The sequence below is a fragment of the Variovorax sp. KBW07 genome (assembly GCF_003852515.1).
Classification (GTDB): Bacteria; Pseudomonadota; Gammaproteobacteria; order Burkholderiales; family Burkholderiaceae_C; genus Variovorax.
Map to the genome: position 1 here is coordinate 1 of NZ_QAJK01000194.1, position 10,484 is coordinate 10,484.

11 protein-coding genes are annotated in these 10,484 nt (G+C 66.6%); 4 read left to right on the plus strand and 7 right to left on the minus strand.

The window, feature by feature from the left end; translation table 11 throughout:
• Window positions 1-51: 51 nt before the first annotated feature.
• From DBV14_RS30740 to DBV14_RS30750, 3 genes are all read right to left on the minus strand, one after another.
• Entirely contained in the window at window positions 52-1,725 is a 1,674-nt protein-coding gene (locus DBV14_RS30740; protein ID WP_260397290.1) for a phosphoethanolamine transferase, read from the minus strand.
• A gap of 138 nt (window positions 1,726-1,863) precedes the next feature.
• Window positions 1,864-2,433 carry a phosphatase PAP2 family protein gene (locus tag DBV14_RS30745; RefSeq protein WP_124465325.1) on the minus strand — a complete coding sequence of 190 codons (570 nt, stop codon included), beginning with the start codon at window positions 2,431-2,433 and terminating at the stop codon, window positions 1,864-1,866.
• A complete protein-coding gene (locus tag DBV14_RS30750; protein WP_124465327.1) occupies window positions 2,420-3,130 on the minus strand; it encodes a phosphatase PAP2 family protein in 711 nt (236 codons plus the stop codon). Before DBV14_RS30750 ends, DBV14_RS30745 begins: the two co-directional genes overlap by 14 nt.
• Window positions 3,131-3,270: 140 nt before the next feature.
• On the opposite strand from DBV14_RS30750, the gene DBV14_RS30755 reads away from it, so the two are divergent.
• The 3 genes from DBV14_RS30755 to DBV14_RS30765 are packed head-to-tail and all read left to right on the plus strand — an operon-like array spanning window position 3,271 to window position 5,665.
• Window positions 3,271-3,945, plus strand: coding sequence for a response regulator transcription factor (locus tag DBV14_RS30755; RefSeq protein ID WP_124465329.1), 675 nt, complete (start codon window positions 3,271-3,273; stop codon window positions 3,943-3,945).
• The gene (locus tag DBV14_RS30760) at window positions 3,942-5,294 is read left to right on the plus strand and encodes a HAMP domain-containing sensor histidine kinase (protein ID WP_124465331.1); all 1,353 of its coding nucleotides are present in this window, start codon (window positions 3,942-3,944) and stop codon (window positions 5,292-5,294) included. The genes DBV14_RS30755 and DBV14_RS30760 overlap by 4 nt, the downstream gene beginning before the upstream one ends.
• 17 nt (window positions 5,295-5,311) lie before the next feature.
• Window positions 5,312-5,665, plus strand: a complete 354-nt coding sequence (locus DBV14_RS30765) for a hypothetical protein (protein WP_124465333.1) — start codon at window positions 5,312-5,314, stop codon at window positions 5,663-5,665.
• On the opposite strand, the gene DBV14_RS30770 is transcribed toward DBV14_RS30765, so the two are convergent.
• The 4 genes from DBV14_RS30770 to DBV14_RS30785 are packed head-to-tail and all read right to left on the minus strand — an operon-like array spanning window position 5,662 to window position 8,523.
• Complete coding sequence (locus tag DBV14_RS30770) at window positions 5,662-6,399, minus strand: M949_RS01915 family surface polysaccharide biosynthesis protein (protein WP_124465335.1); 738 nt, start codon at window positions 6,397-6,399, stop codon at window positions 5,662-5,664. The two genes, DBV14_RS30765 and DBV14_RS30770, sit on opposite strands and share 4 nt — an antisense overlap.
• 14 nt (window positions 6,400-6,413) lie before the next feature.
• Window positions 6,414-6,836, minus strand: coding sequence for a thioesterase family protein (locus tag DBV14_RS30775; protein WP_124465337.1), 423 nt, complete (start codon window positions 6,834-6,836; stop codon window positions 6,414-6,416).
• A complete protein-coding gene (locus DBV14_RS30780) occupies window positions 6,833-7,720 on the minus strand; it encodes a DMT family transporter (protein WP_369008196.1) in 888 nt (295 codons plus the stop codon). Before DBV14_RS30780 ends, DBV14_RS30775 begins: the two co-directional genes overlap by 4 nt.
• Before the next feature lie 20 nt (window positions 7,721-7,740).
• Window positions 7,741-8,523, minus strand: coding sequence for an SDR family oxidoreductase (locus DBV14_RS30785; RefSeq protein WP_124465340.1), 783 nt, complete (start codon window positions 8,521-8,523; stop codon window positions 7,741-7,743).
• Window positions 8,524-8,663: 140 nt separating this feature from the next.
• Here DBV14_RS30785 and DBV14_RS30790 point away from each other — a divergent pair, with 140 nt between their 5' ends.
• Complete coding sequence (locus DBV14_RS30790) at window positions 8,664-10,361, plus strand: electron transfer flavoprotein-ubiquinone oxidoreductase (RefSeq protein ID WP_124465342.1); 1,698 nt, start codon at window positions 8,664-8,666, stop codon at window positions 10,359-10,361.
• The last annotated feature ends 123 nt before the right edge of the window (window positions 10,362-10,484 follow it).

Consider the following 10,484-nt stretch of genomic DNA (forward strand, 5'->3'; position numbering starts at 1 on the left):
CACACCGTCGGCGTGGGCGTCGCCCCGAACGGAGCCCGCCCCAGTACAAGCTCACCCCTTGGAACGACAAGACGCCAACGCGTCGAGCGCCGGCTTGTAGGTTGGCGTCGTCACGTCCATCACGCCCAGCACCGTGTGGTACAGGTTGTCGTGCGTCAACGGCGTGTCGAGCCCCGCCTCCATGCACGGACGCGAGAGCTTGCGGCGCTCGCTCATGCCTTCGCCGAACCACGTCACCATCGGCACGTGCTTCTGTGCCTCCGGCGCGAAGCTGTACGGCACCCCATGCAGGAACAGCCCGTACTCGCCCAGCGATTCGCCGTGGTCGCTCACGTACAGCATCGCCGGGTCGTACTGCTTCGACTGGGCCTTCAGCCAGTCGATCGTCAGGCCCAGGAAACGGTCGGTCTGCGCGATCGAGTTGTCGTACACGTTCATCAGCTCGGCATGGCCGCATTCGGCCAGCGCGTTCGTGCGGCACTCGGGCGTGAAACGCTTCATGTCCGGCGCCGAACGCTTGTAGTACGCCGGGCCGTGGCTGCCCATCTGGTGCATCACCAGCACGATGCCCTTGGCGCGGCGCTCGGCCGGCAGCGCGGCAATGCGCTCGTCGAGGTTCTTCAGCATCACGTCGTCGAGGCACTCGTCACCGTCGCACAGCGCCTTCTTGGTCGCTGCGTCCAGGCCGGCGAAGGCCGATGCATTCGGAATGCGTTCGCACACGCCCTTGCAACCGGCCTGGTTGTCGAGCCAGAACACGGCAAGGCCGGCAGCCTGCAGCACGTCGACCAGGTTCTCGTAGTCGTCCTTGCGCGATTCGTAGCCCTCCTTGCCCAGCGGCGAGAACATGCACGGCACGGAGGCCAGCGTGTTGGTGCCGCAGGAGTGCACGTCGCGATAGCTCAGCACGCCGCGCTTGGCCAGCTCGGGCGTGGTGTCGCGGGCATAGCCGTTCAGGCCGAAGTGATCGGCACGCGCGGTTTCGCCGACCACCACCACGAACAGCGGCGGCCGCGCCTGCGACGCGTAGCTGGCGCCCAGCGCCGTGCCGGCGGTGATCGGAATGAGCTTGCCGCTGCGCTTGAACAGCGGCTTGATGAACACGGCGCCGGTCGAGTAGAGGCTCGCGATCGGGTTCATCATGTAGCGCAGGTGGATGTTGTTGCGCATCAGCGGCGCCAGTTGCCGGTTCATGGCCACGACCGTGCCCAGGGCCACGACGACGGCCAGCAACAGCAGCACGGCATTGCGCCAGAGCTTCGAGAAAAAGCGCTGCGGCGCGATGCGCACGCGCCAGAGCAGCCAGCCCGCGGGCAAGGCCACCACCAGCACGTTGAAGGCCATGCGCCAGCTCATCAGGTCGCGCGCCTCGTTGGGGTCGGTCTGCAGCGCGTTGGCGATCATGGTCGGGTCCATCACCACGCGGTACTCGAGCATGTAGTGCTGCACCACGGCCGCCAGCACGACCACCAGGAACCACACCGGCTTCAGCCAGCGCGACCAGGCGGTGAACGTCAGGATGGCCACCGAGCCGCATAGCGTGAGCACGCTCATGGCGATGACGGTGGGCAGATAGGTGCTGGGGGCGCCGCCGATGCGGGCCAGCTCGTTCCACAGCGGCCAGTTGGTGGTCAGCACAAGGTACAGGCTGAGCCACAGGATGACGGCGCGCGCCGAGCGCGGCTGGTCGAGCCACTGTCGGAAGCTCGACCACGGCGTGCTCATCAGGACCGAAGATTCTTGTGATCGGGGCTCAGGAGCGCCCTCGCGCGGCAGGGGCGCGGAAACGGTTCGCGAAACAGACATGGCGCGACTTTAGGAAGTTCGCCTGAAGGGAGCCTGAACTTCCCATTCATGCAGTATTCATACTCGGCGCATTCGCGCTCGCCGCCGCGCCAGGAAGACCGAAGATGCCACCTGGCCCAGGGGACGGCTCACGCCGCGTTCCACCAGGATCGACACCAGCGCGCCCAGCATCATCGCCGCAACAATATCAGATGGGAAGTGCAGGCCCAGGAACACCCGGCTCCAGCCCACCACCGCCGCCACCAGCAGCGCCACCCGCATCGGGGTGAGCGAGGGAAGGCACCAGAGCGAAAAAGCCGCGGCAAAAGTGCCGGCCGTGTGCAGGCTCGGGAAGCCGGGCCGCTGGCCTTGCGGCACCCACTGGATGCCCAGCCCGTAGAACGCGGGCCGGGGAACCGGCATCACTGTACGAATGAAGTTCACCAGCAGCCAGACGACCAGCACGCTGACCAGCGCGGTAAAGAACGCATGGCGCCAGCGCCGGCTGCGCAAGGCGCCCGCCGCCATCGCCAGCGTCAGCAGCGCCGGAAAAAAGTCGGAGGCGAATTCGGCGAAACGCAGGCTCCACGCGGGCACCGCGGGGCTCGCATTGAGCAGCCCGAACAGCGCGAAATCAAGGGCCTGCATGGGCGGGCACGACCGGTTGCAGGGCCTGCGGCTGCGGCTTCAGGCGCGTCACCACCAGCTCGATGGCAAAGCCGACCACCCAGCAGACCCAGGCCGTCCAGAGCGTGTGGCTCATATAGTGAGCACCGCGCATTTGCTGGGCAATTCCCAGCACGAGGCCGGCAACCAGCGCCACGGCCAGCCATATCGACGCCAGGCGGCCGGACACCCGCCGCAGCACGAAGTACCCCCCCGCATAGGCAAAGGCGGCAGACGCATGGCCGGCCGGGAAGCAGCCCCCCGGTCCGCCATCGGTGGCGCCCCACGCCCAATGCGACACGTACTGCGCCATGCCGCCGAACTCCTTCAGGTCCCAGGGGCAGCTGGTATGGCTGGCCTGCTTGAGCAGGCTGACGACAATCACCGCAGCCAGTACCGTCAGCGCCAGTTGCGCGCGGTCACCCGTACTCAGGCGGCGCAGAATACCGACCGGCCAGCGAATGGCCAGCAGCAGCGCCAGCACGAGCACCCAGCTCAGGTCCCGGGCGCCTTCATGCATGACGTGAACCATGAAAGGGTTCGTGCGCCAGGGAAAGCCGTAGGGCGTACCCACCATGCGCGCCAGCAGAAGATCGCCATTCGACGCATCCCACGCCATCAGTATTGCCAGCGCCAGCAGAGTCAGGGCGCCCAGGCGGAAATTCGGGAAACGTGTCATGGCCAACCAAAAAAACAGGAAAACCGCGCGAGCCTACGTTTGCCGAATGAACCCAGCCTGAAGCAACATGAACCGAATCTGACCGAACGGCCCGCCTCCGGGGACGGCGCTAGACTTCTTTTTTTGCTAAAGGACATGGCGTGCGCATATTGCTGGTCGAAGATGACACCTCCCTCGCGGATGCCGTGTGCAGCTATCTGCTGGCCAAGGCCTTCGTGGTCGACGTGGCGCCCAGCCTGGCCGATGCGCGCGGCGCCCTGCTCTCGGTGCAGTACGCGGCGGTACTGCTCGACCTGCACCTGGGCGACGGCGACGGCCTCTCGCTGCTGCCGCAGATACGCGCCCTGCCCGAGCGCCCCATCGTCATCGTGCTGACCGCGCGCGACCAGGTCACCGACCGCATCCGCGGGCTCGACGCCGGCGCCGACGACTACCTCATCAAGCCCTACGACCCGGCCGAGTTGCTGGCGCGCCTGCGCGCGGTCGAGCGGCGGCGCAGCGCCAGCAGCTCGCCGGTGCTGCAGCTGGGCACGCTCGAGATCGACCTGGCGCACGACATGGTCCGCAAGAACGGCACGCCCATCACGCTGACCCAGAAAGAGTGGGCGCTGCTGCGCGTGATGGCCACCCGGCCCGAGCGCATCCACACCCGCGACAACCTTGCCGATGCGCTCTACGGCTTCGGCGACGAGGCCGACAGCAACACGCTCGAGGTCTTCATCAGCCGGCTGCGCCGCAAGCTCGGCCGCAGCCACATCCAGACGCTGCGCGGGCTGGGCTATCGGCTGTCGTTCTCCGCGGACGACGACGAATGAGTGCGGCGAGCGTCGTACCTGGCCGCGACTCGCTGGCCGGGCGCCTGACCCGCACGCTGATCCTGTGGGTCGGCGGCGTGTGGCTGCTGTGCGTGTTCGCCGTGGTCTGGTATGTCGACCGCGAGATCAACCACAACTTCGACAACGAGCTGGTCGAGGTGTCGCACCGCATGTTCGACATGGCCGTGCAGGAGCTCGACCGCCTGCAGCACGGCAACGGCACCGCGCCGGGCGCGCCGCTCATCGCGCCCAAGCAGCTGTTCTCCGAAGACGCGGTGATGTACCAGATCGTCGACCTGCACGAGCACGTGCTGCTGCGCTCGGCCGAAGCGCCGGTCGATGCCTTCGACGTGCCGCTGGCGGCCGGCTTCGCCAACAACCAGACCTGGCGCATCTACACCGTGCGCCACCCCACGCTGGGCCTGTTCTTCCAGGTGGCCGACCCGCTCGACGAGCGCCGCCGCGCACTGAACCGCACGCTGTTCGGGCTGATCATTCCGCTGGGCGCCGTGCTGCCGCTGCTGGCGCTGGTGTTGCGCAACGTGGCGCGTGCCGAGCTGCGCGTGCTGCAGCAGCTTGCCGGCGAGATCGCCAAGCGCAACGGCGCCGACCTGCGCCCCATCACCCTGCCCGGCCTGCCGCAGGAACTGCGCTCGGTCGGCGACCACGTCAACCGGCTGCTGGAGCGGCTGGCGCAGTCGCTCGATGTCGAGCGCGCGCTGGCCGCCAACGCGGCGCACGAGCTGCGCACGCCACTGGCGGCGGCGCGCCTGCGCCTGCAGACCGCACTGGAGCACGACCTGCGCCGCAACGATGTGCAGGCGGCGCTCGACGCATTGCAGATGCTGAGCCACCGCGCCGAAAAACTGCTGCAGCTCTCGCGTGCCGAGTCGGGCGCATCGCTCACGCGTTCGCGCGTCGACCTGGTCCAGCTGGCGGGCACCGTGGCGCAGGAGTTCTGGCAAGACCCGCGCGCCAACGAGCGCCTGTCGCTCAAGGTGCCGGACAGCGCCGCGCCGGTGGCGCTGGGCGATGTCGATGCGCTGGCGATCGCGCTGCGCAACCTGGTCGAGAACGCCTTGCGCTACGGCGGCGACCGCGTGCTGATCGAGGTGATGGCGCCCTGCACGCTGGCCGTGCGCGACTTCGGCGCCGGCGTCGATGCGGCGCAGTTGCAGACGCTGCAGCAGCGCCACGTGCGGCACGGCTCCGACCGCACGGGCTACGGCCTGGGCCTTTCGATCGTCGGCACCATCGTCCAGAAGCACGAGGCAACGCTCGAACTGAGCTCGCCGCCCGCGGGCGCGGCGCACGGCTTCGAGGCGCGCATCGTGCTGCGCCCGGCCTGAGGCAAGAGAGCGCCGGGATGAAGTGGAAGAACTGGTATCTGGCAGCCTTCGTGGTCGCCTGCCTCGGGATGGCTGCTTACGAAATGCTGTTCTTCTGGTACGACGCCGAAACCAGCAGAAGCACAGTCCTGGTATCGAACTTCGTCACCATCTTCTTTCTGATCTTCTGGCTGGATGCCGACAGCAAGGAACACCCGGACATCTACAGGCCCTACGAGTACAACCAGCTGCTGATTTTTCTCTGGTTGCCCTACCTGCCCTACTACCTCTGGCGCACACGGGGTGTCGCAGGGCTCTTTCTCCTTGGCGGAATCCTGGGGCTCTATTTTTCGGGAACCTTCGGCCAGTTGGCACTGGCCTTCGCGCTTTAGCGCCGCGCGGCTTCTTTCCTTGGCGCGAAATCGTAGGAGTTGTCGAAGCCGAACTGCCTGGCCTTGTACATGGCCGCCATCTTCTTGACCAGGTGCTGCCGGATCGGCTTCGGCAGGTCGAAGTAGTTGCTGTTGCCGATGGTCTTGCGGTCGCCGTCCAGGTCGCCGGTGATCGCGTGGATGGTCGCCTTCCTGCCCTTGTGGAAGGTGATGAGCTTGATGCCGCCCGAGAAATCGTCGGTGCTGACAGCGCCGTCGTCGCCCCGTGCGAAGAAGCGGTACACCACGATGGGATCGACCAGGCCGTCGCCGTCGATGTCGGTCAGCTCGATGAGCTTGGAGCGAAAGTTGATGCCGCCATCGTCCGGTCCGGCAAAGTCGCGAATCGACCATTGCCGGGTCAGTCCGTTGTCGCGCTCCACCTTGTAGAGCACGGCCTGAATGCTCGACGACAGTTGCTCCTTGGCAAACGGCCGGTCCTGCTTTTCGCCGAGCACCAGAGCGTAGCTGCCGGACTTGTCGACATAGCAGAAGCGCTTGAACACGGTGAGCTCGAAGCCAGCTTTCTTCAGCGCATCGGCATCGAGGTACGGCGTGTCGGCCGGGCATTCGTCCTGCTCGCCGGCCTTCGCCGGCTGGGCCTGGCACCAGCCGGCCAGCAGCGCCAACGAAACGGCCGACGCGACTGACGCAACCGACGCCGAAGCGCGCGCAAGAATCTTCTTCAGCTGCATCGCGCTTTATTTGTTTATTCGCTCACCAGCGTGCGCAGCCAGTCGGGGAGCGCCAGCGCCTTCTGCTTCGGAAAGTCGACCCAGATGGTGGTGGCGCCGCCGGCCGCGCAGATCACATCAGGCTCTTCGGCGCGCGCCATGGTGCCCCAGCTCTCGAAGGTGGTGCGGCCCGGGTCGCTCACGTACATCTTCAACAGCACGTCGCCCGGGTACTCGATCTGGCGATAGAAGTTGCAGAAGGCGTTGACGATGACCATGCCCTCGCCGCCCGGCATGGGCTCGAAGCCGATGGAGCGCATCCAGTCGATGCGCGCGGTTTCCAGGTAGCGAAAGTAGGTGCCGTTGTTCAGGTGGCCCATGGCGTCCATGTCGCCCCAGCGGATGGGGATCGCCATTTCATACACGAGCTTCTTCTTTTCGGGAATTTCGATTCTCATCGGTGCGCCTTGATGGATGCGAGGATGCCCAGCACGAACAGCAGCGCCGCCACCCACTCGGTGGCCTGCGGCCAGCGGCCGTCCCAGACGAAGGAATAGAGCAAGGCGAACAGCGTCTCGCTCACGATCAGTTGGCCGCACAGGCTGGCCGAAAGCCGCTGGCTCGCCACGTTCCAGAGAATGGTCGCCAGCCACGACGAGCCGAAGCCGCTCGCCAGCGCGATCCAGATGAAAAGCGTGCCGTCGGGCTGCGAGCGCAGCGTGGCGACGTCGCTGCCCGCCACCACCCAGAGCAGCAGAGCGCCGAGGCCGGTGGCAATGCCGAGCCAGTTGGCCCAGTCGGTGGCGTTGAGTTCGGTGTGGCGCTGCAGCCATTTCGCGTTGAGCAGGCCGTAGACCGTCCAGCTGGCCATCGCGCACAGCGCCAGCGCGATGCCCCAGCCGAACCGCGCGCCACCGCCGCCCGCGCCGTGCTGCGCCGACCACGCGCCCCAGACCATCAACGCGATGCCCGCGCCCGTGAGCAGCAACCCCGGCAGCAGCGCGCGCATGTGCAGCCCGGCGGGCCGGCCGAGCAGCATCATCCAGACGGGAATGGTGCCGATGATGAGGCTGGGCACCTCGGTGCCGGCCGCCGCGATGCCGAAGGCCAGCAGCAGGTAGTAGCCGCTGAAGCCCAGCACGCTGAGCCCCAGCGCCGCCAGCGCCTGCCGCCCGTTGGGCCAGCGCACGGCGGCCGGCCGCGCGAACAGCGCCAGCCCCGAGATGGCGCCGAACACCGCGAAGCGCGCGGCCGTGATGTCGACCATGCCGAAGTGGCCCACCATGCGCGGCGCCACGAACACCAGCCCCCAGAGCGCTCCCGCGCCCAGGCCGGCGGCAATGCCGATCCAGGCCCGCGGGCTCAGAGCGCGAACCCGTCGTCGGCCGCGATGACGGCGCCGTTCACGAAATGGCTCTGGCCACTGGCCAGCAGCACGATCAGCCCGTCGAGGTCTTCGGGCTTGCCCACGCGCTTGCGCGGCAGCATGTTCACCAGCTTGGCGCCGCCTTCGGTGGCCCAGTGCTCTTCGTTCAGCTCGGTCGTGATGTAGCCAGGGCACAGCGCGTTCACGTTGATGCCGAAGCGGCCCCATTCGAGCGCCATGGCCTTGGTCATCTGCACCACCGCAATCTTGCTCATGCAGTAGGTGCCGATCTGCGGCATGACCTTGAGCGCCGCCGCCGAGGCGATGTTGATGATGCGTCCGCCGATGTAGGTGCCCGGCGCCGTGCCCTTGGCGCGGGCCAGCATGCGCTTGCCGACTTCTTGCGCGACGAAGAAGGAGCCCTTGACGTTGGTGTCGAAGATGTAGTCGTAGTCTTCGGGCGTCACGTCCTGCAGGCGCTGGGTGGTGCTCACGCCCGAGTTGTTGACCAGGATGTCGATGGGGCCGACCTCGGTTTCGGCGCGCGCCACGGCGGCCTTGATGCTGCCGAAGTCGGTCACGTCGAGTTCGACCACGTGGGCGTCGCCGCCCTCGCCTTCGATGCGTGCGCGCAGCTCCTTGAGCTTTTCGACACGGCGGCTTGCCAGCACCACCGCGGCGCCCGCGCGCGCCAGTGTTTTCGCGAATTGGGCACCCAGGCCGCTGGAGGCGCCGGTGACGAAGGCCACGCGGCCCGAGAGATCGATGCTGTAAGCCATGAACTGAATCCTGTGGAGTCGCGCAGGTGACGCGGGGAGCCCCGTCCACCGGTGACACGGACCACCCCTGGACGCCGCATAAAATGCCCCGCAACCCGGGATGCCCCGCGCCTCGAAAAATCATTATCGACCCAACCCACATGACCCACGACGAAATCCTCGCCCAGTTCGGCCCTCGCGAAGCCATGGAATACGACGTGGTCGTGGTCGGTGGCGGCCCGGCCGGCCTCTCGACCGCGATCCGGCTCAAGCAACTGGCCGCGCAGCACGAAAAAGAGATCTCCGTCGTGGTGCTCGAAAAAGGCTCCGAGCCCGGCGCGCACATCCTGTCGGGCGCCATCATGGACCCGCGCGCGCTCAACGAACTGCTGCCCGACTGGAAGGAGCTGGGCGCCCCGCTGAACCAGCCCGTGACCGACGACGCCATGGTGTTCCTCGGCGAAAAATCGGGCTTGCGCACGCCCAACGCGCTGCTGCCGGCCTGCTTCCAGAACCACGGCAACTACATCATCAGCCTGGGTGCGTTCACCAAGTGGCTGGCGCAACAGGCCGAGAACCTCGGCGTCGAAATCTTTCCGGGCTTCCCGGCCGCCGAAGTGCTCTACAACGAGAACGGCTCGGTGCGCGGCGTGGCCACCGGCAACATGGGCGTTGGCAAGGACGGCGAGCCGACCGAGAACTTCCAGCTGGGCATGGAACTGCTGGGCAAGTACACGGTGTTCGCCGAAGGCGCGCGCGGCCACCTGGGCCGCCAGCTCATCGCCAAGTACAAGCTCGACGAAGGCAAGGACCCGCAGACCTACGGCCTGGGTGTGAAGGAAGTGTGGGAGATCGACCCCAAGCGCCACCAGCCCGGCTTCGTGCTGCACACGGCCGGCTGGCCGATGAAGAGCGACACCTACGGCGGCGCGTTCCTCTATCACATGGAGGACAACAAGGTCACCATGGGCTTCATCACGGGCCTGGACTACAGCAACCCGTACCTGAGCCCGTTCGAGGAAATGCAGCGCTGGAAGCTGCACCCCAACATCCGCTGGTACCTGGAGGGCGACGAAGCCAAGGGCATCAAGCCGGCGAAGCGCATCGGCTACGGCGCCCGCGCGATCACGGCCGGCGGCCTGATGTCGCTGCCGAAGACGGTGTTCCCGGGCGGCGCGCTGGTGGGCTGCGAAGCGGGCTACCTGAACGTGAGCCGCATCAAGGGCAGCCACGCCGCGATCAAGACGGGCATGCTGGCCGCCGAGGCGGCCTTCGACGCGGTGCAGGCCGGTCGCCAGCACGACGAGCTGACGGCCTACCCGGCGGCCTTCGAGAAGAGCTGGCTGCACACGGAGCTGAAGAAGGCGCGCAACTTCAAGGCATGGTTCAAGAAGGGGCTGCTGGTCGCGACGTTCATGAACGGCATCGAGCAATGGCTGCTGAAGGGCAACATTCCGTGGACGCTGCGCCGCAACAAGGCGGACCACCTGTACCTGAAGCCGGCGGCGGAGTGCAAGCCGATCGTGTATCCGAAGCCGGATGGCAAACTGACGTTCGACCGGCTGTCGAGCGTGTTCATCAGCAACACGAACCATGAAGAGCAGCAGCCGGCACACTTGACGCTGAAGGACGCAACGGTGCCGGTGAACGTGAACCTCGAGAAGTTCGCGGGGCCGGAAAGCCGTTACTGCCCGGCGGGCGTGTACGAGTTCGTGGGCACGGAAGACGGCAAGCAGCGTCTGCAGATCAACGCGCAGAACTGCGTGCACTGTAAGACCTGCGACATCAAGGACCCGACGCAGAACATCGTGTGGGTCACGCCTGAAGGTGGCGGCGGGCCTAACTACGTGGGCATGTAATCGCCTTCTGCTCGCCGTTTCTTGAAGCCCTCTTCGGAGGGCTTTTTCGTTTCTTCCTTGTCTTAGTGTTTGTGCTCTGGTGACGTTCGGGGCACGAGTGTTCGGGGCGCGTGCGAATGACAC